Source organism: Candidatus Poseidonia alphae (assembly GCF_943787815.1).
In the GTDB taxonomy this organism is placed as follows: domain Archaea; phylum Thermoplasmatota; class Poseidoniia; order Poseidoniales; family Poseidoniaceae; genus Poseidonia; species Poseidonia alphae.
In genome coordinates, this window is record NZ_CALSNW010000001.1 from 567,474 (window position 1) to 591,082 (window position 23,609).

At 51.8% G+C, this 23,609-nt stretch carries 21 protein-coding genes; 7 read left to right on the forward strand and 14 right to left on the reverse strand.

The window, feature by feature from the left end; genetic code table 11:
• Positions 1 to 3 precede the first annotated feature (3 nt).
• From hisS to AAA857_RS02530, 4 genes are all read right to left on the reverse strand, one after another.
• A complete protein-coding gene (gene hisS, locus AAA857_RS02515; protein WP_338172759.1) occupies positions 4 to 1,338 on the reverse strand; it encodes a histidine--tRNA ligase in 1,335 nt (444 codons plus the stop codon).
• A gap of 72 nt (positions 1,339 to 1,410) precedes the next feature.
• Positions 1,411 to 2,289 carry a hypothetical protein gene (locus AAA857_RS02520; RefSeq protein WP_338172761.1) on the reverse strand — a complete coding sequence of 293 codons (879 nt, stop codon included), beginning with the start codon at positions 2,287 to 2,289 and terminating at the stop codon, positions 1,411 to 1,413.
• An 11-nt stretch (positions 2,290 to 2,300) separates the two neighbouring features.
• Entirely contained in the window at positions 2,301 to 4,010 is a 1,710-nt protein-coding gene (locus AAA857_RS02525; RefSeq protein ID WP_338172763.1) for a sodium-dependent transporter, read from the reverse strand.
• A 9-nt stretch (positions 4,011 to 4,019) separates the two neighbouring features.
• Positions 4,020 to 6,188 (reverse strand): M14 family zinc carboxypeptidase, encoded by a 2,169-nt coding sequence (locus AAA857_RS02530; protein WP_338172766.1) that lies wholly within the window; start codon positions 6,186 to 6,188, stop codon positions 4,020 to 4,022.
• A 137-nt stretch (positions 6,189 to 6,325) separates the two neighbouring features.
• Between AAA857_RS02530 and AAA857_RS02535 the strand changes: the two genes are divergently transcribed.
• The gene (locus tag AAA857_RS02535) at positions 6,326 to 7,435 is read left to right on the forward strand and encodes a mechanosensitive ion channel family protein (RefSeq protein WP_338172768.1); all 1,110 of its coding nucleotides are present in this window, start codon (positions 6,326 to 6,328) and stop codon (positions 7,433 to 7,435) included.
• 1 nt (position 7,436) lies between these two features.
• On the opposite strand, the gene AAA857_RS02540 is transcribed toward AAA857_RS02535, so the two are convergent.
• Positions 7,437 to 8,759, reverse strand: a complete 1,323-nt coding sequence (locus AAA857_RS02540) for a hypothetical protein (RefSeq protein ID WP_338172772.1) — start codon at positions 8,757 to 8,759, stop codon at positions 7,437 to 7,439.
• Positions 8,760 to 8,864: 105 nt separating this feature from the next.
• Between AAA857_RS02540 and uppS the strand changes: the two genes are divergently transcribed.
• Together uppS and AAA857_RS02550 are read left to right on the forward strand one after the other, a co-directional pair.
• On the forward strand, positions 8,865 to 9,644 hold the full coding sequence (gene uppS / locus AAA857_RS02545) for a polyprenyl diphosphate synthase (RefSeq protein ID WP_338172774.1): 780 nt from the start codon (positions 8,865 to 8,867) through the stop codon (positions 9,642 to 9,644).
• Positions 9,622 to 10,086: an NUDIX hydrolase gene (locus AAA857_RS02550; protein ID WP_338172777.1), complete on the forward strand. Its 465-nt coding sequence runs from the start codon at positions 9,622 to 9,624 to the stop codon at positions 10,084 to 10,086. Before uppS ends, AAA857_RS02550 begins: the two co-directional genes overlap by 23 nt.
• 12 nt (positions 10,087 to 10,098) lie before the next feature.
• On the opposite strand, the gene AAA857_RS02555 is transcribed toward AAA857_RS02550, so the two are convergent.
• The 3 genes from AAA857_RS02555 to AAA857_RS02565 form a co-directional block, all read right to left on the reverse strand.
• Complete coding sequence (locus tag AAA857_RS02555; RefSeq protein ID WP_338172779.1) at positions 10,099 to 11,019, reverse strand: metal ABC transporter permease; 921 nt, start codon at positions 11,017 to 11,019, stop codon at positions 10,099 to 10,101.
• Positions 11,016 to 11,828: a metal ABC transporter ATP-binding protein gene (locus AAA857_RS02560; RefSeq protein WP_338172781.1), complete on the reverse strand. Its 813-nt coding sequence runs from the start codon at positions 11,826 to 11,828 to the stop codon at positions 11,016 to 11,018. The genes AAA857_RS02555 and AAA857_RS02560 overlap by 4 nt, the downstream gene beginning before the upstream one ends.
• A gap of 223 nt (positions 11,829 to 12,051) precedes the next feature.
• Positions 12,052 to 14,472, reverse strand: coding sequence for a zinc ABC transporter substrate-binding protein (locus tag AAA857_RS02565; protein ID WP_338172784.1), 2,421 nt, complete (start codon positions 14,470 to 14,472; stop codon positions 12,052 to 12,054).
• Between the two features lie 89 nt (positions 14,473 to 14,561).
• On the opposite strand from AAA857_RS02565, the gene AAA857_RS02570 reads away from it, so the two are divergent.
• Positions 14,562 to 14,987, forward strand: coding sequence for a hypothetical protein (locus AAA857_RS02570; RefSeq protein WP_338172787.1), 426 nt, complete (start codon positions 14,562 to 14,564; stop codon positions 14,985 to 14,987).
• A gap of 1 nt (position 14,988) precedes the next feature.
• On the opposite strand, the gene AAA857_RS02575 is transcribed toward AAA857_RS02570, so the two are convergent.
• Both AAA857_RS02575 and AAA857_RS02580 read right to left on the reverse strand, forming a co-directional pair.
• Positions 14,989 to 15,708: a hypothetical protein gene (locus AAA857_RS02575; protein ID WP_338172790.1), complete on the reverse strand. Its 720-nt coding sequence runs from the start codon at positions 15,706 to 15,708 to the stop codon at positions 14,989 to 14,991.
• A 120-nt stretch (positions 15,709 to 15,828) separates the two neighbouring features.
• Positions 15,829 to 16,821, reverse strand: a complete 993-nt coding sequence (locus AAA857_RS02580; RefSeq protein WP_338172791.1) for a hypothetical protein — start codon at positions 16,819 to 16,821, stop codon at positions 15,829 to 15,831.
• 80 nt (positions 16,822 to 16,901) lie between these two features.
• On the opposite strand from AAA857_RS02580, the gene AAA857_RS02585 reads away from it, so the two are divergent.
• Genes AAA857_RS02585 through AAA857_RS02595 form a run of 3 tightly spaced genes read left to right on the forward strand, consistent with a single transcriptional unit; the run spans position 16,902 to position 18,952 of the window.
• On the forward strand, positions 16,902 to 17,273 hold the full coding sequence (locus tag AAA857_RS02585) for a RidA family protein (RefSeq protein WP_338172794.1): 372 nt from the start codon (positions 16,902 to 16,904) through the stop codon (positions 17,271 to 17,273).
• Between the two features lies 1 nt (position 17,274).
• Positions 17,275 to 17,457: a hypothetical protein gene (locus AAA857_RS02590; RefSeq protein WP_338172796.1), complete on the forward strand. Its 183-nt coding sequence runs from the start codon at positions 17,275 to 17,277 to the stop codon at positions 17,455 to 17,457.
• 40 nt (positions 17,458 to 17,497) lie between these two features.
• Positions 17,498 to 18,952, forward strand: coding sequence for a phosphomannomutase/phosphoglucomutase (locus AAA857_RS02595; RefSeq protein ID WP_338172799.1), 1,455 nt, complete (start codon positions 17,498 to 17,500; stop codon positions 18,950 to 18,952).
• On the opposite strand, the gene AAA857_RS02600 is transcribed toward AAA857_RS02595, so the two are convergent.
• The 4 genes from AAA857_RS02600 to AAA857_RS02615 form a co-directional block, all read right to left on the reverse strand.
• Complete coding sequence (locus tag AAA857_RS02600; protein ID WP_338172802.1) at positions 18,949 to 19,398, reverse strand: hypothetical protein; 450 nt, start codon at positions 19,396 to 19,398, stop codon at positions 18,949 to 18,951. The two genes, AAA857_RS02595 and AAA857_RS02600, sit on opposite strands and share 4 nt — an antisense overlap.
• A 119-nt stretch (positions 19,399 to 19,517) precedes the next feature.
• Positions 19,518 to 19,808, reverse strand: a complete 291-nt coding sequence (locus tag AAA857_RS02605; protein WP_338172805.1) for a hypothetical protein — start codon at positions 19,806 to 19,808, stop codon at positions 19,518 to 19,520.
• A complete protein-coding gene (locus tag AAA857_RS02610; RefSeq protein WP_338172808.1) occupies positions 19,750 to 20,106 on the reverse strand; it encodes a hypothetical protein in 357 nt (118 codons plus the stop codon). The genes AAA857_RS02605 and AAA857_RS02610 overlap by 59 nt, the downstream gene beginning before the upstream one ends.
• Positions 20,107 to 20,183: 77 nt before the next feature.
• Complete coding sequence (locus AAA857_RS02615) at positions 20,184 to 23,543, reverse strand: putative Ig domain-containing protein (RefSeq protein WP_338172810.1); 3,360 nt, start codon at positions 23,541 to 23,543, stop codon at positions 20,184 to 20,186.
• Positions 23,544 to 23,609: the final 66 nt, after the last annotated feature.

A 23,609-nucleotide genomic window follows, 5' to 3' on the forward strand; every position in this document is an offset into this window, starting at 1 on the left:
CGCTCACAGAGCGTTGAGCACGGATGAGGCGTTGAGTTCAATATCGGTACGGTCGCCCGTTTTGAAATTGATGAGGCGTCCTGTACCCTGTTCCAAATCCTCAGGTTTGACCACCAAAAGGTGGCTGGCACCGATGCCTTCGGTCCATTTGATGATGCGTCCGTAATTCTTCTTGGTCAGCAACAACTCGACACGGGCGCCCTTTTCTCGTAACGAGGCAACCAGCGGCAAGAGCGGCATGGAATCGGCCTTGTTTGGAGCGATGGCGATGTGAGGACGGGCATCTGCCTCTCCCGGAACGACTTCTTCACGTCCCGAGGTTTTCGCTTGGGCCTCAAGGGCCAAAAGAACGCGGTCAAAGCCCAGTCCAAAGCCGCAACACGGGTCCAGGTCTGGCAGTCCAAACAGGTGCAGGAGTTTGTAAGAACCACCACCGAGCACCTGTCCTTCACCGCCCAGTTCAGCGACCTTGACCTCAAACACCATTCCGGTGTAGTAGTCAAGTCCTCGGGCGACGGTCAAGTCAACGGCCAATGAAGGTGGAGCAGGGGCAAGAGCCGCAAGCGCCGTCAAGGTCGTCTCCAACTCGTCCAACGCTTCCAACGAGACACCGTCCATACTCGAGAGCAATTCCCGAGCAGGTCCCAAGGTCTCCAAACCGCCTTCAAGCGACGCCAAAGCGCGCAGGGGTTCGGTGTTTGCTGGATCAAGTCCGTGAGCCGTGAACAGTCCGCTAAGGCCCGCATCATCGCCTTTGTCAAGCAACCGCATGGCGCTTGCAATCGGTGGCTCTCCGGTGGTTGCATCTACCTCACTCGATAACCCAAGACCGGTTAGAGCATCCTTCAACACGCCGACGTGACCAATTCGAATTTCCCAGTCCTCAAGGCCCGTTGCGTGGAGCATGTTGACGGCCAACGCCAACACTTCGGCTTCAGCCAGCGGTCCAGAAGCACCGATCAACTCAACCCCGTACTGGAAGAATTCTCGATAGCGCCCCGTTTTGAATTCTTCATATCGGTAGCATTGACCGTAGTAGGAAAGGCGCAGCGGTTTGGTGTCCATGCGCATTTCTTCAGCGACCATTCGCATGACTGGGGCTGTTAATTCGGGGCGAAGTGTCAATTCTCGCTCGCCCTTGTCTTGAAAGGCATAGAGTTGGTTGATGACACCAGGACCGGATTTAGCGGTGAAGAGTTCCAGAGATTCGAAGACCGGAGTCTGGACGCGAGAGAATCCGTGACGCTGAGCAGCATCTTCCAGCAAGCGCTCCAAAGCAAGACGGCGATTCATTGCCGCTGGTGGGAAATCTCGAGTGCCGCGTGGACGTTGTACCATTGTTCTTGGCGAGCCGCCGAGGCTTCATCACCCCTTCGCTTGATTGACGTCGGAAAATGTGTTTCCTAAGGCTCATTCCTCAGACCATTGAGCACCGGCCCAAGGGTCGTCGTTATCGCTTGATTCCCAGATGGCCTCGTCGCTGGTATCGGTCGCATCTTCGATGTCAGGCGCTTCTGGATGGACTTCCAGTTCATCGGATTCTGTTGGAGCGTCAAGAGAGAGGGCGAGGAGTTCATCGGATTCTGCCGGAGCCTCAAGAGAGAGGGCGTGGGGTTCATCGGATTCTGCCGGAGCCTCAAGAGAGAGGGCGTGGGGTTCATCGGGTTCTGTCGGAGCGTCAAGAGAGAGGGCGAGGAGTTCATCAACCGAGGGTAAATCCGGGGCATCTGGTACTTCTGGAACCTCCAGGTCGTCTTTTTCTGCAATTTCAGTGATTTTATCGATCAGTTCCCAATCCGGTTCTTCGGTTCGTCCACCCACGCCTGGGTCTTGACGAACCTGAACCAATTCGTCAACGGAAAGAACATCATCGTCGTTGGCTTCCTCGACTTCAAGCCCACCTTGGACACTTGCACGCTGCAATGCATTAGCATCGATGCCGTCCGTTTTAAAATCGGACGTCGAAGCTGCCGGCGTTGGTGTCCCGACCCCTAGCGCACCCCAAGCATTGGCGACCTGTTCTTGTTTTGGAGGCTCGGCTCGAGCACGTTCCTGTGCTTTGCGTTGGTCGTATTGCGCCTTTGATTCGGCTTCAAGGCGTTCCGCTTCCATTTTGGCTTCGACCTGGCGCCATGTTTTGCGTTCTGCTTTCAGGCGCTGCTTTTCTTCCTCCCGTTCAACCATCAAAGGTGTAGGACGGTCATAGCGCCGCCAGAAGAAGTAACTCACTCCGATGAAGAGGACCGAAAGGATAAGGCCGATGGTGAGGGTTTCCCACAACTCGGCCATAAGTCTCCCCCTCAACCGGTAATCTCTGCTTCAAGGATTGTCTCTTTTGCAGCGAGGTGTTCAAACCCTGGCACGACGTCTCCAAGAGCAACAACGAGTTCATCATCGCCACCAGGTAGAGATGAGATGTCAACATCAGCACCTTCGGGAATGTTACGGAACAAGGGGCGAGCAATGAGGAATTTGTTGAGGAACATAAAGGTCACAGCAACAACGCCCCAGAACAGAAGAATGATGCTGAGTCCCTTTGGATTTGATGGATCCCAAACGTTATCGGTATTGGCGATCATATCGGTGAAGTACGATCCCATGAGGACGACAAAGAGAATGGGGAACGCAAGGTAAATCGTGACGTCCCACCAACGGCCAACTTCCAAATCGTTGTCACCGGTGTTGATGAAATCGTCACGGAACGCTGAGACGCCAAATCCCATGTAGCCAGCAAGGCCGTCCGGTGCAGTTCCTTCGTCAACCTGCTTGCGCCACTTGATGTAACCGTACTTCCAGATGGAGAAAGCGATGAACAGTCCAGAGAACATCAGTCCGTATCCCCAAATGTGGTCTTGGACTTCCAAAAATTCGGGGAAAGCCACTCCTGCGCTGTCAAGTTTAATCCACATCACTGCGGAAGGTAGACCGAACAAAAAGATAGCAATCCCTGTGATGAGGACGGAGCGCTCTCGGTCGTAGCCGTGGTCAACGAAGTTTCGAACACACAATTCAACCGTGGAAATCATGGATGTAATCGCTGCAAACGAAAGGGCGAGGAAAAATCCTGCCATCATAAAGAGCGGGCCAATAGCGCCCCCTGGAGCCTGTGCAAAGACTTCGGGCAAGGCGAGGAAGGTAATGGCGGAAGAACCGCCGGTCACGGTAGCCAAGGGGTCAGGGTTCACGGCAAAGATGGCCGAAAGCACTGCGAGTCCAGCAATGATGGAAATGCTGTTGTTGGCAAGCCCCATGGTAAAGGCGTTGAGAACGGTATCCTCGTCCTTACGCATGTACACGGCGTAGGTGATGCACATGCCCATTCCCGCTGAACATGACCACGCCGATTGAGATAACCCGTTGATCCAAACCTCCGGCTCAAACAACATGTCAAAGTCAATTGTGAACATGAACATAGCTCCATCCAGTGAACCGTCAGAGGCGTCCATCCAAAGCGAAAGGAACAGGGTGAGGAACAGCAAAGCAAAGAGTGAAATCATCAGGTAAAAGTTGACTTTCTCAATGGCTTTTGCACCTTTCCAAATAGCACCGAGTACCAAAACAACGACGATGAATTGGAAGAAGATGACCTGGCCGGGTGATTGAAGGAAGGCATTCCATACTTCCGTTGTATCTACTTTTTCTCCAGTGAGTGCGCCGCTAATTCCCAGTTGGAAATACTTCAACGTCCATCCTGAAACAACAGCGTAATAGAAACCAATAGCGGTGGAAATCCAAGCGGTCCACAGGCCCATCCAAGCGAACCTACGTCCTGCGAAGATACGGAAGGTACCGATTGTTCCAGTTCGGCTTCGCTTACCCATAGCGTATTCTGCAATCACGAGTGGAATCGACCATACAAACAAGAAAATGAGCCAAGGAACGAGGAAGGTTCCTCCGCCGTTTGCTCCGACCATCCGGGGGAAACGCCAAATGTTTCCCGTTCCAATTGCTGCACCAATGGATGCAAAGATGAGGCCCATACGGCCGTTGAACTGGTCTGAATCTGACATGGTATCACCTCAAGCAAGTGTTCCTTCAACGGCAGAACGCAAGTCACCTTCGGACACGACGTCTTCTTTCTCTTCAGGGTTGAGCATGATGCGCAAAGCAACTGCCAAACCACCCCAAACGAAGGTTGCTACGACGGTAAACATGAACATGGCCCCAAAGAAATTGCCAAAGGCAGCGCGATAGGTGATTTGCATGGTGTAGTATTCACCGTTTGCAGGGTATTGATAGAAATCTGCACCGCTGAGCGTTGAAACCATGGCCTTGTAATGCAACTCCCCGGTTGTTGACTCAGAAACAGGAATCATGGCCCGCAGCACGGTTCCGTTACCGTTTCCTGTTGTGCATGCTTCATCCACGCGTTTGACCGAGGCAGTGGTCCATTCCGTGGTCGACCATTCACGAGGGCCGTAGTCGCTTTGCAGGCGACTTGGTTTGACCATACGCCACTTGACCTCGCTGTTCTCCTGGCTGTACGGGAAGAGGTTGTTGATGCAAATGTCAATCGGGACATTGCCTTCGTCTGGAATGGTGAGCATGGTCGGTTGCAACAAGTAATTCTGTTGTGAAATATTGGCGATGGCCAAATCTGCTCGTTCCTTCGGATTGTCTGCAATTTCAATCATGTACATGCCCATGCCGACGTTGCGCAGAAGAATGTCGTCGATGTTCTCTGGGCGTTCGTGGAAAGCATTTCCGATTTCCATGGTGTAGCAGTAGGAGTTGAACAAACCGTAATGCCAATCGCAGAAGTCTCCGCTGGTTGGGTAGAGGCCAGAGGATTGCATGTTTTCGTAATTTGACATGGTCGCCATGACATCTCCGTGGTACTTGAGTTGATCTTGGTCGGGGTTGTCGCAGTTTTGACAGTGGCCCCACGGGTAGAGGATCAATTCCGAGAATGAATGCCAGGTGAGCGTCACGGGGAAGTCGGACCCACCGTTGTCGTTGTCATCGTTCATTTCAGTCAAGTCTTGGATGAATTTGGTTTCTGGTTCGCTGTTACCGCCAAGCCAGTCTTCGTCAACCAGGCCGTCACCGTCGTCATCTTTTCCGTCAACGCCGTCCTCATTGAGGCGACCGTCGCCGTCTTGGTCAACCGTGTCAACGGGGCCGTTGTAGACGTCGTTGTTTTGACCGGCGTAGCAGGCTCCCGGAATCAGTGGTCCAGTAGCGCCCAATGGAGCACCCCATTCAAACTGATAATTTCGGTTAAGATCGACACCGTCACATCCCTCATCGACTTGTTCGTCCAAATCTGGCAAAGGAGTGATTCCGGTCACGGTGTTGTCCCTGAGGTTCTTTCTCCATCCACTGGTTGCGCAGTTCTCCCAAGCGGTTTCACCGCAGAAGACTTCACGGTCGTAGCGGTTACCGTCGACGTTGAGCATCGGTACGACGTAGATTTCACGGTTGTTGACCAGGTCATGAAGCGTCTGCTCGGAGAAATCTTCGTCAACACCCAGGTCTCCAGGTCCGCACTTGATTCCATCACCATCGCTGTCTTGAACGCCTTCGTCCAAAGCGAGACAGTCGCCATCATCGTCTAGAACTCCGTCGCCGTTGCTGTCGCCCCATGGATCTTCATCGACCAAGCCATCGCCGTCGTTATCGTAACCGATGTTGTCGTAGGACCAAATGAGCGTCTCGATCATGAACATTGGAACTTCGTACGACATCCACTCACGAGCGTGGTGGTTGCCCACAATGAGAACGTCTTCACGGTCTTCGTAATTGCCTGCATCTCCATTGAACTCGTTGTACTCGCCGTCTTGTACCCCAAGTGTGATTTTCATCCACGGTGAAGCATGGCCGTAATACCAGCCCTTGTAGGTGTCCTCGGTGGTATCTTGACCTCTTGCGTTCATTCCGCCGTTGAGCCCTTCATGGAACGAGGCGATGTCAGGGTTGTCTTCTGCGAGGCGAAGCATACGTGTTCGCATGGACTCATAGGTGTGATACTCTTTGAATTGGATGGCTTCATCGCCACCCCAAGGGAATTCATAAGCGACGTATTCGCTTGACCACGTGCTCTCAGGGGTTGATTCAATCCCTGTTTCAGCAACGGCAATACTCCCTGCAACAGGGCTCGCCAGTGAAAGAAGAAGAGGGAGACAAATCAAGAACCCCAGCGAAGGACGCGGTGCTGCGAGATGGGATGTTTGAGTCGTGGTCGGCATCATGCTATCAGTCCCTCCAAACCGCTTGACTTCTTGAAGGAATCGTGCCTCTGAAAGAGAGGTTTTTCCATGAAATTATAACGCGGGAGAGGAAAATCAAGAGAAAAGCACAACCCATAGAACCGTGTGGCCTCGTCATGGAAGACCTATGGACGCCCGCAGCCGACTCCACTCTTCGCGATGAATTTCTCGGATTTACCACGTATACTTTCGCCCTCATTTTCGGCATCTTGGTCGGCATTCTCATCATCAGGCAACTGACCATGATGTTCGCCCCAACCGTTCTTCGAACCATGATTCGTTCTGAGGCCATCAAAGGTAAAACAGTCCAAGATTCTGACAAGGCACTTGGAACTGCTGTTGGTGTTGGGATGGCCATGGTCGTCATCAACATCATGATCGAAGATATGGAACGAACGGGCTCGCCTATTCTCATGCCGTCAATAGCCGTAAGTTTCCTGCCGGGAGTTCTGCAATTTATCGTTGCCATTGCATTGGTTGTATGGGCCTTTAGATTGGTCAACATCGTTCAGGATGTCGTTGCGCTGTTCGATAACGACGAGGTTCTTGACGGCACGGAAAAAACACTCATCTCGGCCGTGCAAAGCACACTGCGATTCGTCATCATCTTCGTTGGGGCGGTCTTCGTAGCAGATTCCATGGGCTTTGACCTCACCTCCCTCATCGCAGGGCTGGGAATTTCCGGTCTTGCTTTGGCCCTCGCTGCTAAGGACTCCATTTCCAACTTCTTCGGTGCAATCACCGTTCTGCTCGACCGACCGTTCAAGATTGGCGATTGGGTTGTTGTTGGAACCGCTGAGGGTGAAGTCATTGAAATCAACCTGCGAACAACCTTGATTCGGACCTCAGCCGATACCATCATCACCATGCCCAACGCCAATTTGGTGAGTTCCCCCGTGGAAAACTGGGGCAAGCGCCGATGGCGCCGATGGCAGACAAAATTCCATCTCGACATCAACGCTGACGGTGACGCCGTTGCAAGCTTTTGCGAGCGCGTGATGGACGACATCAAAGAGAATCCAAAAACGCTCAAGGAAGACTCGTCATTCTGTCAAGTCAGTATGATTTCAGCGACATCGCTCGATGTTGACCTGAACCTCTACTGGGATGTTGCGGGTGGCGTGGAAGAGCGTGAAGAGCGAGCCAAATTCATCATCCGCCTCAAGAACATTGCAGAAGACCTCGGCATTGAATTCTACGATGGCCGTGTCCGTCAGCAACGCTGAATCAATACGGCTCAGGAATGTTTTGCTCGGTATAACGGTACAGTGCAACCGCCAAAAACAGGACAACGGTCGCCAGCATCATTCGCCCAATTCCTCCAGTAGAATCGGTGAACGGCCCACCCGCAAAGAAAATCGTACCAAGTGAAATCAAGAACAACATCAACGAAGTTTTGGCCCCCAAATTTGTCATTCGCAGCACTCCTAATTTGGCTTGGATACGGGACACATCGTTGAGCCAGCCCGTGCACATGGATTCTGCCTCGGGTTGTTTGAATGCTCGGGCTCTGGCCAGTTCGAGCAGAATTGCCTCGTACCTCCAAATCCAAACGCCACCCTTGAGCGTGCGAAGAAAACGACCGCCCCATGTGGGTGGAGTTTTTGCCTCCCAGCCAGCATAGAACGAAACACGCGGGACGGATTCGCTGAATCCACCTCGCAGAGCGATGGTTTGTTCTAAATTTGCAAGCGTCGCGATGGCGGGCATGCGTTCGCTTTCGCACAACAGATCGTCGACCAAAGGCCGTGGCTGAGGTACAAGAGTTACATCTTCGTCCCATAGAATCCCATCAAGACTGATGTGAAACGGCGGGAGACCTTGAACGTGTTTTGTATGCGGTGCCCGCCATAATGTGGTTGTTTTCAAGGTCCCTTCAATGGCTTTGAGACGTGCGTTCCAACGCCATTCAGTATTCGGAGTAGCCTCCTGCTTCAACGCTGAATGAAGGCGCCCAACGGCACCGCCAAGAGCATGCAACTGGTTGCGGTTCTGAAGGTTTAGGGCCGCCTCTTGCGGCGTGTGAACCTCATGATAAGGGAACATGCACAGTTGGTCACCGTTATCGTTTTGCAACCCGCCGATTGGAAGAATGACACGCTCTTCTTTCAGAATCTCACCCCATGGCTTGTAACGAACAAGCGTAGAAACATCAGAACCGGTTTGAAGCGGATAGATGTGGGCGATAAAGTCCTCACCAAGGGCAACAATGATCTTGTTTTGAGTATGTGCTACAACGCGAACAGAATCCACGTTTTTGGGCCAAACGCCCCACCAAGAACCTGGAGATTCCTGCCACCATGACGCGTCCAATGCCTCGCTGTAATCCCAACCCCAAATTCTGCCCCAAGGTGTTCTTATTCCAAGTTCAAGAGTCGATGAATCAAGAGGCTCAGAAGTCAATCCTGATGGATACCACGGCAGCAGCCCGGCATCCGCAACATCGGTTGAACCGTCGCCTTCTGCCCGCGAAGAAGATTTCTTCGGTTTTTTGGATTGAGCCGTCTTGGGTGAATGCACGGGAATCTCCCATACCGGCTCATCCACCATGCTACTCGCACTGCATTCTCCCCTTCAAAGATGATGCCGCCACCGTCGAGTTGTAAGGAAAGCAATCAAACACCGTATGCCCTCAGCAGAGAAGGGAGGCGAAGCATGGGTATCTCGGAACGTATGGGCGATGTGCTGGGCCACGCGGTTCAGGCAAAGTTGATGCGAGAAGTCCTTGACCACCCCCTTCAAGTCAATCACCTTGCCATCATTATGGACGGCAACCGCCGTTTTGCTTGGAAGAGCAAACTCGCCACAGGCATCGGTCACCGAATCGGTAAGGAAAAACTCGAACGGGTCTTGGACTGGGTCTTGGAACTCAAGATTCCTTGGTTCACGGTCTATGCCCTTTCTACCGAGAATCTCAATCGGCCTCAAGAAGAGTTGGACATTCTGTTCAAACTCTATGCTGAAGGCCTTCGTGACATTGCAGATGACCCCCGAATTCACGAGCACAACGTCAAAGTTCACATCATCGGACGAAGGGAACTCCTTCCTGAAAATGTCATTGAAGCCATTGATTATGCCGAATCAAAAACCAAGGATTACAACGATTACGTCTTCACGGTCTGTCTGGCTTATGGAAGCCGTGAAGAGATGATTACCGCCATCCAAACCATCGCCAAAGACTTCGCTTCAGGCGACATTGAACTGGAGGACATTGACCAACAAGCCGTTTCCGACCGGCTTTACACTGCAGACATGCCCGACCCTGATTTGGTGATTCGTACCAGCGGAGAAGAGCGCATCTCAAATTTCCTCTTGTGGCAGATGGCCTATTCTGAATTGTATTTCACCGATGTCTTCTGGCCCTCGTTCCAAAAGAAGGACCTTCTCAAGGCCATCCGCACCTACCAAGATCGTGGACGACGGTACGGTGAGTGACATGACGACCTGCGATGCGTGCAATGGATGGCTCAATCCTGCTCTTGCTGCTGACGCTGCCGTTAGGCGAGGCGACACCGTCCTCTTGATTCAACGTAAACATCCGCCCATGGCCGGTGCGTGGGCGCTTCCGGGAGGATTTGTCGACCAAGGCGAAGACCCGATTGATGCAGCTGTTCGTGAACTGAAGGAAGAAACGGGGATTGACGGCCATTCACCGCGCCTCATCATGGTGATGGGCGACCCCAACCGGGACCCTCGAAAGCACATCGTGAGCGTCGTTTACGAAATTACTGAAGACGGTACACAAGACCCCGTGGGCGGTGACGATGCTGCTGACGCTAAGTTTTGGCCGATTGAAACGGTGTTCTCTGGTGAGTTGGAACTCGCGGGTGACCATTTGCAAATCCTCAGGAACTGGCTCAATAACGATTCAGTTTAGACCTGGCCCGCTTCAGTTCAGATTTTCATCCGACTGAATAAACGACCTGATGACCACTTGACCGACCGCCACAATAGCGAAGAGAACTGCTGCAACCAACGCGATCATTGAACCGCTTCCCGTATCGTACTCAGCCGACAAGTACAGGCCCAAGATGACAGAGCAAAATCCGAACGCCTGAGTCCATAACATGCATTGTCGGAAACTTCGTCCGAGCAGTTGACCGGTTGCTGCAGGGGTAACCAGCAGGGCAGTCACCAGCAAGGTTCCGACAACTTGGACCATCACGACCACGACTGCGGCTGTAGTGACGCTAAACAGCAAACCGATGTTTCGAACGGGAAGTCCTTGGACACGAGCTGCAACGGGATCAACTGCGCAAGCGAGTAATCCTTGACGAATGAATCCGAGAACAACCAGCGAACCGAGACATATTAGAACGATTAAATCGAGACTCGCCTCGTCAATCAAGTTTAGATTTCCGAACAGAAACGATTCAATATCGGTAGTAAGAGCTCCGCCTCCGAGCCGTAGAATCACAAGCCCCAGAGCCAACATTCCTGTTAGGAAAATAGCAATTGAAGCATCACCAGTCAGCATTTCTCTCGACTGCATTTCATGAATAAGAACGGCAGCAGTGACGCTGAATACAAGTGCATACGACAGCGGCGAGGTAGCGCCTAAGACGATACCAACTGCAACACCTCCAAATGCTACGTGTGCAAGTCCATCTCCCATAAGAGCAAGATGTTGAATCAAGAGGTAGCAACCGAGAATACCTGCAACCACAGTGACCATAATTGCAGCGAGAAGAGGGCGTTGAAGGTAAGGCGCACTGAAGTAATACGGGAAGTAGTCACCAGGGAGGAATGTGGAAACCGCTTCCATGAGTGGACCCAATACGTCAAGGAGAAGAACACCAAGACCCATCATTCTTCCTCCTTAGGATGGTGGTGATGGTCGGCATGTTCGGTATGATCGTGCACGGCCCCAATGCCTCGCAGGTCTGCAAGTTTGACCAAATCCGGAAACTCATCGCTTTTTCCATCGAAACGGATGGTTTGCTCAAGGAACATCATCCGATGGGCGGTTTGCCGAATGGCTGTGAGATCGTGAGAAACCATCAAGATGGTTTTCCCTTCATCATGGCAGAGTTGGTCAAGCAATTTCAACAACGAATTTCGTGATTCGCGGTCAATACCGACAAGGGGTTCGTCCAACAGGATAAACTCAGATTCTGAAGCCAGTGCTCGGGCGATGATTGCACGTTGACGCTGACCTCCCGATAGACGGGCAATGTCTCTGTTTGCGACGTCTTCAAGACCGACCATTTTGATGGCCTTATCCACGCACTTTCGACGACCACCATCTGCAAAACGGAACATGTTTTTCCCGTTAATGGTACCCAACCGTACCAATTCACGAACGGTGATCCGAATGTCTTTCGGTAAATTCGCAGCAGCCTGAGCAACCCAGCCAATCTTCCCAATGAGCCGGCTTGAAAGGGGTTGATGCCCGTAGACGGTCACCGATCCCTGATGGGATTTAAGCACTCCAAGCAGCGTGAGAAGGAGCGTTGATTTTCCGCTTCCGTTCGGGCCAACAAGACCGACAAATTCTCCTCGCTTGATGCTGAAATTGATGTTTTTAAGAATCAGGTTTCCAGAGCGTTTGACGGATAAATCTTTGACATCAAGGATGACTTCATCCTCAGATAGAGTTCCAACGACCAAAGGCTTCATGAGAATCCACGACCATCTAATTGCCGGATAGCATGTTATATGAATAGAACACCAAGAATCAAACACTTCGCGCCTTGATGTATCCAACAACTAATCTTCCGCAAAGGCCGAAGAATATCGCCCCTACGAAAAAAACCGGTATAATGTCAACTGAATGCATCATCTCACCTTTATGCTGGAATAACCCTCGAGTTATATTCATCTCTTGCTAGAAACGGAGTACTCAGCATCCCATTCCTGAGATCAAGTTTGCGAGGTTACTCTCCATCATTGACATGTAATCATCGCTTGGATCGCTTGGAGACAATTCCATGGTATAGAGTGTTTCAATAGACACACCGGTCTCATCGACAATACTCTTAACGGATGTTGGGTCAGTATACTCTTCAACGAAAAGAACAGTAATGCCATCTTCCTTGATGAATTCTACTACTTTCGCAATGTCTTGAGGAGAAGGCTCGCCTTCAGGGTCAAGGCCGTGAACGGTCACAAATTGGATGTCGTATCGAACCGAGAGGTAGGAATAGGCATTGTGATTTGCACTTACCTTCTTCTCATGTCCGCCCGTCATGCAGAGTCCACCGGTCCCAAATGCAGCATCGTAGGCTGTATCTAGGGTGACCAACTTAGCCGAAAACGCAGCACCATTGGTCTTGAAAGCATCTTCACCATCTGGGAAAGCAGCGATGAGAGCATCCATGACTACAGTGGTTTGAGCGTTGAATGCAGCAGGGTCAAGCCAGCTGTGCGGGTCGAAATTCAAGGATTCTTCGTCGTGGTTGTCTTCGTCGTGGCCGTCCTCATCGTGGCCTTCTTCGTCGTGGCCGTCCTCATCGTGGTCATCGCCGGTTCCGGGTTGCACGAAGTTATCAGGGTTAGCCCACATCAAGCCAGCATCTTCACAAGTAGCTTCTGTGGTAAGCATGTTGTCAACGGTGTGAGTGTTTATGTTATAGCAAACCATCGAACCATGTTGATCGTTATGGCCGTGGTCATCATGACCGCCGTTTGCTAGAATGTGCATGGTAACTCCGTGAGGAAGTGCGAATCCGTATTCACCTTCAGCACGAACGTGAAGGGAAGCGTATGCCGCATGATGTTCTTCTTCATCCTCAAACATACTTTCGAGTTCTTCAGCGCTCAAATTGCCGTTCATATCAAGATCCATTTCATCAAACAATAGTTGTAGAAGGTCGTCCATCATTCCATTGCCGTCTTGGTCGTGGTCATCGTGTCCGTCTTCGTCGTGGTCATCGTGCCCGTCTTCGTTCGCTGAAAACATAGTTTTGTATTCATCAAATGACAATTCACCATCACCATCTAGGTCGTACATCATAATCATGTATTCAACCCCCATGGAATCATCGTCTTCCATTGAGTCCATTGTTTCAATGAAACCTCTAAGTTCCACCATGTTGAGAAGTCCGTTGGAATCAAGGTCTGATTCGTTGAACATGTTCATGAAGAAGTTCATTTGGAACTCCATCTCTTCATCGTGGTCGTCGTCCGTGTGGTTGCCGTCATCATGGTCGTCGTCCGTGTGGTTGCCGTCATCATGGTCGTCGTCCGTGTGGTTGCCGTCATCATGGCCGTCGTGGTCGTCGTCATGGTCCTCGTCCTGGCTCATCATAGTCCAGAATTCATCCCAAGAAAGGTTTCCATCATTGTTGGAATCGGCCATAGCCATGGCTTCTTCTGCGGTAACCTCGTCATCGTGGCCGTCATGGTCATCATGGCCGTCATCATCGTGGCCGTCATGGTCATCGTGTCCGTCTTCATCGTGGTCATCGTGGCCGTCTTCGTCGTGGTCATCGTGTTCGCCATGGTCATGGCCAGCATGTCCGCCGCCCATCTTGAGTATGGCAATGTTGAACGATTCCAAAGAACTCTCTTCGAATTCAAGGACATATTGGCCCTCTTCTAGGTGGAAGATTGAAAGGACTGCTTCTGTTGCACAGTCGGTCATGTTCTCTGTTTCTTCTGCTTCAAGATGGTCGTGGGCGTCGTGGTCATCGTGTCCGTCTTCATCGTGGTCATCATGGCCGTCTTCGTCGTGGTCATCATGGCCGTCTTCGTCGTGGTCATCATGGCCGTCTTCGTCGTGGTGCATTTCCTCAGGGAAGGAAATGTTCTGAGCGGTTGGTTCTGCATGAATTTCCGGGAGGACAGAGCCTTCTTCGCCGAGCGTCACGTCTTCATATGGGCCCTCGGTGATGAGGTCACACAGGTCGGTTTTGAGCATTGATTCGTAATCGAGGGTAGTATCTCCACTGGGCATGGTGTGAACTTGTACGGAGGTAGGTGCTTTGGAACCTAGAGAAGAAAGCGTGGACTCAACCCATGGCTCAAGGCCTAGACCGTGATAGAAGAACAAATCAGAGTTCTCAAGACGGATCAGGTCTGAAACAGATGGTTCGTAGTCGTGAACGGGAATGTTGTCTTGGCTCATGTATTCCAAAACAACATCGTCGCCAGCAATAGCCTTGACCAATTCACCGACGTGATAGGTAGAGACCATTACGGTACCGTATGCATCTTCATTGGCTGATTCATCAGCGTCTACATCATCTCCTAAACAGCCTGCTAAGCTGGAGAAAATCAAAATCAGGCTCGTCAGCATAGCGCGCTTCCACTGTGCGTTCATGCCCTCGCCGTAAACTATTATCTATTTAACAGGAACTAATAATTAGTAATTAGAGAATTATTATGAAGGGTGACCTTTTCCCTTGACTTATGAGCAAAATTATTTCATTTAGCGCAGACAATCAATTCGCGGATAATCTTGATTCGTTGATGAATGCTTCTGGTTATCAAAACAGGAGTCGGTTTTTACGTGATGCCGCCAACTATTATGCAGAATTACAACGAAGAGGTGAACTTCGCGACATGAAGGATGATGAGGTCGTTGAAGGGCACCTGGTGATTTATTATCAGCACGGCGTTGAAGCAAAATTGCTAGAAATCCGGCATTCTCACAACCTCGAAATCACTTCCTACAATCACAGTTGCCTCACCCACAGCCATACTTGTGTTGACATCTTGCATGCATTGGGGAAAGCCGTCAATTTCCGTACAGCCATTGACCTGCTGAGAAATACCCCTAACGTCGACAAAGTGACCTTCATCAGTGCACCAATGCGAGAAGACGGCTGCTGCTGACTCAAACGTTGGGCAGTGTTTCAAGCGCCTCGTATTGCAAGAAGACGGTTTGATGAATGTTGACGTGGTCTTGTCCCTCCTCGTAAAGAACGGTCAATTCATGGGCTTCATAGGTGTTGAAGTGAACCGTGTTCCACGAAGCAGTTTGCCCTTCATCCACTGAACCCTCTTGGCGTTGACATGCTGAGTTTGTATCATCGATCAAGCCCCATGTGATCTCAACGCCTTGCCCTCCGCCGACGTTTTCAATGAGTTCCGGATTTTCCACATGGGATTCAATGATGATTGCCGCAGGGGGCATGCCCCCGTTCTTGGGAAGTGAATTCAGCGGCATGGACAACGGCTCATATGTGGTTGATTCCGTCCAAATCATCTGGAGTTCAATCCGAATGACAACGGTAGTAATGGCTTGTTGACCGCCGTCATCAAGGGCAAACAAGGCGATTTCATGCAGACCGTGCTCGAAGAATTCAACGGTGACTTGGGTTCCATCATTGGCTTCAACCGTCGTCCCTGGGGTTCCATCAAGAAAGTTCACTCCAAACCGTACTAGCGCCGCATCTGATGAGGTTTGGGAGAAATCAAACGTCAGGTCAACTCCAGTGATGGATACGCGTTCACCTTCTTCATAGGACTCAACGACGGTTCCGTTGGTAGAGGCGTAGGTTACCACCAAATCAAGGCCATTATCCTCTTGAGTGCTGCCGATGCAACCGCCCATCAGCATTGACAAGAATAAAGCGGAAATCAAGAAAGAGCCCCGCCGAGTCACGAAGAAAACGACAAGCGGGTGGAATATAAGTCAAATGGTTCAGCATCTTTGAGAACGAAAGGGTCCCGTTCATGAACTGAAAAGGGCCGCTAACTGACGTTTTGCATCGGGCCAATCAGCGGGTTCCAACGCATCGGTGAGATGCAACCCCGCGAGGAATTGCGCATGGACCGCGCCCCACTCCGTTTTGTCGTTTTGACCCCGCCATCGAAACAGCGGCGCACCCTCGTTCTCAAGCCGGTCAAGGAAACCTCGACGGGCACTGGAAATGAGAAGGGTTGGTGTCCCCAACAAGGCCGCTTCGCTGGCCAGAGTCACCGATTGGGTAATGACGCCATCATGACCCGCAAGCTCACGGTCCAAATCCCATGGTGAGCCCTGATAGGCATCCTCATCGGCCAGTGTTGTGGCTACACCGTCCAGAGCATCCGCTGGCAAAGGTACGATTTCATCACCGTCATGTATGCCGTCGCCTTTCAATCGGCGAACGATGATCCTTGGCGGATTGCTGACCTTGGTTGGACGGCGGTGTGGCGCAAGATGGACATGGCCGTGCAACCCATCCATTCGGTGCACTTCACCTTTGAACGAAGCGAGGAACCCTCCGTCCAAATCTTCGCGCCAGTGGGTCGGAACGACAACATGCGTGGCCCCTTTCAGCGCAAGATTGTGCGCCGTATGGTTGACTTCTGTATCGGTAATGTACCACCGTTCTTTGACCGAGGTGCGCCTCCAGAAACGAGATTTTTGGCCCAGCAATTCAAGGGGCGCTCCAACGCTTACAACCCGTTCTACCTCGCCCTGTCCGTCCTTACTTGCCCCTTTGATGAACCGTTGAACGCTACGAACACGGAACATCGCTTTGCGGTAACGCCCGTCACCAACCGGACGAGGAACCCAAAGGGTTTGACGGCGAGGCAAACGGCCGTCACCCGTTTCGATCATCCTCCGAACTTCATCTCGCTCACACGCTACGATGAGGTCAGGCGTACCGCCTTCCCGCATCAGCGGCGCCAACAAGCGCACGTGAGCCGGATGGTCGAGAACCCAACAGGTGCGCATGAACCTGCGATGCGGTGTCCCCCCTCAAATCATCGCTTGCTTGGGTGAAGTTGATGGACGGCTTCGGAGTGTATTGATGCATGACAAAAGTCGGCATCAGCCCTCCTGGCACGAAAACGTACGCCCCCTACACCCCTGCCGTGGTCGTCGGCAACCAAGTATGGCTTTCAGGTCAAATCAACATTGATGCCGGTGACGACATCACCTCCCAAACCAAAGGCACGCTGGAAAAAATTGACGCCCTCCTCGCAGAGGCTGGTACCTCAAAACACGACCTCGTCTTCGTTCAAGTTCTTCTCAAGACCATGGACTATTACGCTCCCATGAACGAAGTGTACGGTGCTTGGCTCGAAGGCGTTGACATCAAACCCACCCGTGCAGCCTTTGCTGTTGATGCATTACCGGCAGACGCGCTGGTTGAAATTGTGGTACAAGCCGTCAAGCAGGATTGACATGCCGGGCTCACCTTACATCGAAAAGCCTCCTCCAGGCTTGCTGACATGGCCAGCGTTGTTACGCATGTTTGGCCCACCCACGGTGGCCTTCTTGGCTGCGTGTTGGTATTCAGGAGTCTTGTTTGAAGCTCTGGTGATCATGACCGTCACGCTCGTGTTCATCGCTTGGTGGCGACGATAATTCGCGTAGGCTTGAAATCCCTCTACCTGTCCCCCATAACATGGATGAATGGCCCGAAGCCTGTTTCAAAGCCTACGACATTCGCGGATTGGCCAACGGCGACGGTAGCGGTGAACTCACGCCTGCCTTTGCATACCGCCTTGGACGCGCGATGGCGACTTACCTGGAATGCAATGCATTTGCCGTTGGTCGAGACATACGCGATTCTTCTCCGGCCCTCACCAACGAACTGATGCGAGGCCTTGTTGAAGGCGGTGTGACCGTCATGGACTTGGGTATTGTTTCAACCGGTTGTGTGTACCACGCATGTTGGACATTGGACGTTGATGGTGGCGTGATGGTCACGGCGAGTCACCTGCCGATGCCGACCCATAACGGGTTCAAAATGTGCCGAGGCACGCTGCCGCTTGCAGGTGAGGAAATTCAAGAATTGAAACAGGTCTTCCTCAAAGGTGAGTTCCGTGAAGGCGAAGGTGAAATTGTTGACTCGCCGCATATCAACACATACTTGGACGCAATCATCGCTTCAACCGGCCCCTTATCGCGACCGGTCAAAGTCGCAGTTGACTGCGGAAATGCAGTCCCTGGCCCCGCCATGAGCGAACTGTTGGACCGACTCGGATGCGACCATGTGGACTTGTTCTGCGATTGGGATGCCAGCGAGCCAAACCACGGAGCAGACCCAACCCGTCCAAAGAACATGGTTGACCTCGGCAAGGCTGTCGTTGACAACGGTTGCGAATTTGGAATGGGTGCGGACGGTGACGGAGACCGTATCGGTGCGGTTGACGAAGAAGGGCGTTTCATCTATCCCGACCGACTGATTGCGCTCCTGGCGGAAGACTTGCTTGAAGGCGTTGAAGAACGGGCTGACCCAACCGACGATGAGCACCGACGCATCATCTACGACGTCAAATGCTCCATGAATGTAGAACAAGCCATCTTGGAGGCCGGTGGACGGCCCGTGATGGCTCGTACGGGACATTCGTTCATGAAGCGAGTTCTCGCAAGCATGCCCGAAGCAAAGATGGCTGCTGAAATGAGCGGCCACATTTTCCTTGCTGACCGTGGATGGTACGGCTTTGATTGCTCGCTGTACAATGCTGCACGCTTGATTGAACTCTGGTCACGACGTCCAGCACCAAGCGATGGAGGCCCGTCCTTCTCGTCTGAATTGGAGCGCCTCGCACCGTCCCTACCAACCACTGGTGAAGTCAAAGTTCCCTGTGCAGAAGAGGACAAACTCGAAGTCGTTGCTGCGATCACTTCGGCTTATGACGACCACGAATGCTCCACCGTTGACGGGGTTCGCGTGCGGTTCAACGACGATGACGGAAACTATGTCGGATGGTACCTTGCTCGCAAATCAAACACCGAGGCAGTCTTGGTAATGCGGATGGAAGCAACAACTGAAGAGCAACTGACCAAGATGAAAGCGATGGCTGACGAGCGCGTCTCATCCATCATTGACATCAAGAAACTCTTGAACGCTTAATGCCGCCCAATGAATTGTTCTTCTACTGATGCCTCATCCACTTTCACGAAGAAACCGATGAGCTCGGTGGTTGCTCTGATATCGCCGATGGTGCTTCCGCCTTTGTAGGACGGCAATTCGCAGTACGGCATTTCATCAATAAACACCTTCTTGTAAGGAGTTGCTTCTGTTGTAGGACACGTTGCTGCATACTTTTTGTGATTGAACAACGATTCCGAGGTTACATTTTCCGGGACATCTTCGGCATTTCCAAACCATTGGACCACCAATGAACCCATGAGGTAGTATTCTTTTTCGATTCGAGTGAATCCCCAAATGGTATCTCCAATTTTCAGGTCAGAGGGGAGAGGCTTGCTCGTAGAAATACGGTCAAAGGGCATCCGAGGATGCTTTCTCCTTCGTTCCTCAACACCGTCCTTAGCGTGGTAATGCAGCCAGTGGGTCATCTTCAGGCCGCCTGGACTTCAATCACTGGAACGATGGTGTAATCAAAAACAATGAGTTCTACGACATAAGACACTTCTTCACCGTTGTCTTCATCCGACGACTACAGGTGGACGGTTCATTACCCGCCTTGTGCAGCAACGCTGATTTCAACGGTATGGTCGCCTAGGCCAGCGCCCATGGAATCAATTTGTTCTTTGATGTCGTCCATTGACAATCCTTCAATGACTTCTCCACCGACCATGGAGGAGTTGTACCATTCAGCAGTCACTTCATGACTTCCGTCTGCACCACCGTTTTGTCCGTCGCCAGTTCCTGTGAAGTTAAGGTGGGTGGCTGTGCCAGTAATGGTATCAGCCGCAGTTCTGAGCCAGGCACGGACCCTGGCCGTTCGCAGTTTCGTCTTCTCCATAGGAAAGACTCACTCGAAGACCAACGATGTTCATCTCGTCTGCGTTATCAACCGCGTCGGTGTTGAAGGTGTCCATCCAAGGCGTTCCATCTGCGACGTATTCTGTACCCGAATCAAGCTGAACATACGTCAACTCACCGTTGACCTTGTAATCCGCTACAACGCTTCCACTAAGAGAGCCATCGGCATTTCCTGCAGCGAATCCAAAGTAAATTGGGAAGGCGAGCAAAAAGAACACGATACTGCCTACCGTGATCTGAGCATCACGGTTTGTCTTGAGGTCTTCCATCGTGTACATGGCGCTCCACTCGTCTCATGCGAGGGGTTGCTCTTCTCTATGACTTTCGGTTAGATGAGGTTGAAACAAAACCGGCTTCACCCTTCGGTTTCTTGCTCGTCGCCCTCGCTTTCTTCGTCTTTTCCTTCCCCTTCAGGTCCGTTCTCCTCGTCGCGCTCCAGCAAACGACTGAGAGTGAGAGAGAGGAGAATCGCAATCATCGCAAGAATGGGCGGACAAATCCAGAACATGCTGAACGAATTGTCTACCTCTTCGAAATCAGGGATGACGAAGAGTTCTTCTTCAATCGTTTCATTTCGTGACGATTCAATCGTCAAATTGGGCGCTCCGACAACTTCTATGGAAAGGTGCAAGTTCACAGGAACCATCTGCCCGGTGACTGTAATAGTGTAATTTGTGTAATTTGATGCTTCGGTTGGCGTTCCAGAGATTGTACCGTTTTCAAACAACAGACCTGCCGGCAATTGTGGTGCAATCGTCCAGGCTGGAATGCGACCTTCATCAAAGTAAAACAGAGGTGAAATTGGGGACATGGTTTGATTCACTCCAAGGACAAGCAGGGTCTTTGGATAACGTGAGATGTAGACCGGTTGTTCAACGGTAAGGGTGAACGTTGCCGTTTCTGTACCACCGGAGTTGTTGGCGTAGACGGTAAATGTCGTTTCATTGAGATTGGTCGTAGGTGTGCCGATAATGTAACCGTTCACAAAGGTCAAACCTGCAGGCAATGATGGTTCAATCGACCATGTTTCGGGCATTCCGCCTTCAATGACAGGAATGATGAGGCCGTGGGAAATTCCGTTAATGAGAGTGAGGCCGTCTTCTGCGTACTCCACTTCAGCCTTTGGCTCAAGAACTTCCAGGGTAAAGGAAAGACTTGCAGAGCCACCGCTGTTGTTGGCCCAAAGCGTATAGGTCGTGACCGTCATGTTCACTTCTGAAACACCAAAGAGAACTCCATGCATCATGGTGACGCCATGAGGAAGGTTTGGTTCAATGGCCCAAACTGCGACCATTCCACCCGTATTGTTGACGGTAGCATTCAGCACGTCTTCACCTCGTGTGATGACGAAACTTTCGTTGAAGGAGATTACGGCAATCGGTTCAACAACGGTGAGGTTGAGGTAGGCAATGGCGCTCCCTCCCGTGTTGGTCGCTGTGACGATGTAGGTTGTGTTCGTACTGTTCACGAGTGGGATTCCAGTGATTGAGCCGTTTTCGAAGACCATACCTTCAGGGAGCGCTGGGGCGATGGACCATGATTCAACCATGCCGCCACCTAGAATTGGAACGAAGCTGGCGTTGTCTTCGCCTCGAATCAGCGTGATGTTCTCCGGAACGTAAACCACCGTCGCAACCGGTTCCAGGATGGTGATGGTAAGGAAGGCTGCAGATGATCCGCCGCTGTTGTTCGCATAAATCGTGAACTGTGTTGCTGTCATGTTGACTTCAGGTGTTCCAGAAATCACTCCGTTAGAGAAATTCATTCCGGCTGGTAGAGCTGGAGAAATACTCCACTGGTCGGCCTTTGCATCGTTGAGCAAGGTCGGGGAAGTGGCATTCATTGTCTCATTGCGTGTGAGCGTTATTTCGGCCGGGTCGTAAACAAAACTCACCGGGGGCTCCACGATGGTGATGTTGATCGTCGCTGAGGCAGGCCCTCCGCTCGTGTTCGCCCATACGGTGAACATCGTGGTCGTCATGTTGACTTCAGGCGTTCCGGAAATCGTACCGTTATCAAACAGCAAACCGGCAGGGAGTGCCGGTTCAATGGCCCATGATTCAGCATTACCACCGCTCACAGTCGGCGATAGTGGTGTCATTGAAGCATTACGAACCAAGGTGACGTTGTATGGATTGTATGAGAGGTTAACTGCTGTCTCAAGTATGGTGATGTTGACCCACGCTATGGCCACTCCACCAGAAGTGTTGGCATAGACCGTGAACTGCATCTGCGTCATGTTCTCGTCCGGCGTTCCGAAGAATACTCCATTGGCGAATGCAAGACCAGAAGGTAAGTCGGGCATTATGCCCCACTCACTGACATTGCCGCCGGTTACGGTTGGTTCCAGCGGCGTCATGGTTGTCCCACGGACAAGCGTCAAGTTGTCAGGATTGTAGGAAAGTGAGACCGCTGGCTCAAGAATCGTAATGTTGACCGTGGCAGAAGCGACGCCTCCGCTGTTGTTCGCATACACCGTAAACATGGAATTTGTCATGTTCACGAGTGGCGTTCCTGAAATCACACCGTTGCTGAAGTTAAGGCCGTTCGGGAGCGTTGGATGGATGGACCAGACTTCAACTGCTCCACCGGAGTATGTTGGCGATAACGGTGACATGGACATATTACGCGTCAATGTGACATTGGTGTAGGACAAGTCTCCAGCCGGTTCAAGAATGGTCAAATTGATCGTGTGTGAAGCGTTTCCACCCGTGTTGTTGGCATAAACCGTGAACATCGTCACCGTCATGTTGACCGTTGGTGTGCCCGAAACAGTACCGTTGTCAAAGAGCAGTCCGCTCGGCAGAGCAGGGTGGATGGCCCAGAACTCAACCGTACCGCCAGATACGGCTGGCACCATTTCGGCCATCTGAGTACCACGAACCAAGGTCATGTTTTCTGGATTGTAATCCAACGTGACCATCGGTTCAAGGATGGTGATGTTGATGGTATGCGAAGAGGAACCGCCAGAGTTGTTGGCCCACACGGTGTACATCGTTCGAGTCATGTTGATGTCAGGCGTTCCTGAAATCACACCGTCAGTGAAGACCAGTCCAGACGGCAAGCCGGGTACGATGGTCCAGTCGTCGACAATACCGCTGTAAATCGGATCGAGGTTGCTCATGGTGACATCACGGATCAGCGTCAGGTTCTCAGGGTTGTACTGCAAATCAACGACTGGGTCATAAATCGTGATGTTGATGAAGACCGAATGAGAACCACCGGAGTTGTTGGCCCAAATTTGGTACATGGTCATGTTCTGAACCACGGTTGGCGTTCCCCAAATTGTTCCATATAAGGACCCTAAATAGAGACCTGTTGGCCAAGCCGGTTCAACTTCCCACGATGTGACGTCGCCACCCGTAATCGTCGCACCCATTGCAGTCATGGCCGTGTTGTTGACCAGCGTCAAGTTGTAGGATGAATAGCTGAACATCGGTGCTTCGTGGAGCACCGTGATGTTGAGGTAAGCGACGGCGGACCCACCGCTGTTGTTGGCCCAGACCGTGAACTGTGTGGTGGTCATACGCTGTGTTGGAATGCCCCATATCGTTCCGTTGCTTGTCTCAAAGGTCAAACCGTTCGGCAAACCGGGTGCGATGGTCCACGAAGTGATCTCTCCAGGACCGGTCAGCGTGGCGTTCAACGGCAAATCACTGCTGGCGGTGTTCTTGTAGAGCGTGAGGTTGGCAGGAGAATACGAAAGCGTTGGCATTTGATCGTTGACCGTGATGTTGAGGTAGGCGACGGCGGACCCACCGGTGTTGTTGGCCCAGACCGT

Bases quoted from the DNA above. Each gene is read 5' to 3' on its own strand.
- hisS (WP_338172759.1), bottom strand. From the start codon at position 1,338: ATGGTACAACGTCCACGCGGCACTCGAGATTTCCCACCAGCGGCAATG.
- AAA857_RS02520 (WP_338172761.1), bottom strand. From the start codon at position 2,289: ATGGCCGAGTTGTGGGAAACCCTCACCATCGGCCTTATCCTTTCGGTC.
- AAA857_RS02525 (WP_338172763.1), bottom strand. From the start codon at position 4,010: ATGTCAGATTCAGACCAGTTCAACGGCCGTATGGGCCTCATCTTTGCA.
- AAA857_RS02530 (WP_338172766.1), bottom strand. From the start codon at position 6,188: ATGCCGACCACGACTCAAACATCCCATCTCGCAGCACCGCGTCCTTCG.
- AAA857_RS02535 (WP_338172768.1), top strand. From the start codon at position 6,326: ATGGAAGACCTATGGACGCCCGCAGCCGACTCCACTCTTCGCGATGAA.
- AAA857_RS02540 (WP_338172772.1), bottom strand. From the start codon at position 8,759: ATGGTGGATGAGCCGGTATGGGAGATTCCCGTGCATTCACCCAAGACG.
- uppS (WP_338172774.1), top strand. From the start codon at position 8,865: ATGGGTATCTCGGAACGTATGGGCGATGTGCTGGGCCACGCGGTTCAG.
- AAA857_RS02555 (WP_338172779.1), bottom strand. From the start codon at position 11,019: ATGATGGGTCTTGGTGTTCTTCTCCTTGACGTATTGGGTCCACTCATG.
- AAA857_RS02560 (WP_338172781.1), bottom strand. From the start codon at position 11,828: ATGAAGCCTTTGGTCGTTGGAACTCTATCTGAGGATGAAGTCATCCTT.
- AAA857_RS02565 (WP_338172784.1), bottom strand. From the start codon at position 14,472: ATGAACGCACAGTGGAAGCGCGCTATGCTGACGAGCCTGATTTTGATT.
- AAA857_RS02570 (WP_338172787.1), top strand. From the start codon at position 14,562: ATGAGCAAAATTATTTCATTTAGCGCAGACAATCAATTCGCGGATAAT.
- AAA857_RS02575 (WP_338172790.1), bottom strand. From the start codon at position 15,708: ATGGGCGGTTGCATCGGCAGCACTCAAGAGGATAATGGCCTTGATTTG.
- AAA857_RS02580 (WP_338172791.1), bottom strand. From the start codon at position 16,821: ATGCGCACCTGTTGGGTTCTCGACCATCCGGCTCACGTGCGCTTGTTG.
- AAA857_RS02585 (WP_338172794.1), top strand. From the start codon at position 16,902: ATGACAAAAGTCGGCATCAGCCCTCCTGGCACGAAAACGTACGCCCCC.
- AAA857_RS02590 (WP_338172796.1), top strand. From the start codon at position 17,275: ATGCCGGGCTCACCTTACATCGAAAAGCCTCCTCCAGGCTTGCTGACA.
- AAA857_RS02595 (WP_338172799.1), top strand. From the start codon at position 17,498: ATGGATGAATGGCCCGAAGCCTGTTTCAAAGCCTACGACATTCGCGGA.
- AAA857_RS02600 (WP_338172802.1), bottom strand. From the start codon at position 19,398: ATGACCCACTGGCTGCATTACCACGCTAAGGACGGTGTTGAGGAACGA.
- AAA857_RS02605 (WP_338172805.1), bottom strand. From the start codon at position 19,808: ATGGAGAAGACGAAACTGCGAACGGCCAGGGTCCGTGCCTGGCTCAGA.
- AAA857_RS02610 (WP_338172808.1), bottom strand. From the start codon at position 20,106: ATGTACACGATGGAAGACCTCAAGACAAACCGTGATGCTCAGATCACG.
- AAA857_RS02615 (WP_338172810.1), bottom strand. From the start codon at position 23,543: ATGCCAACGCTTTCGTATTCTCCTGCCAACCTCACGCTCTACAAGAAC.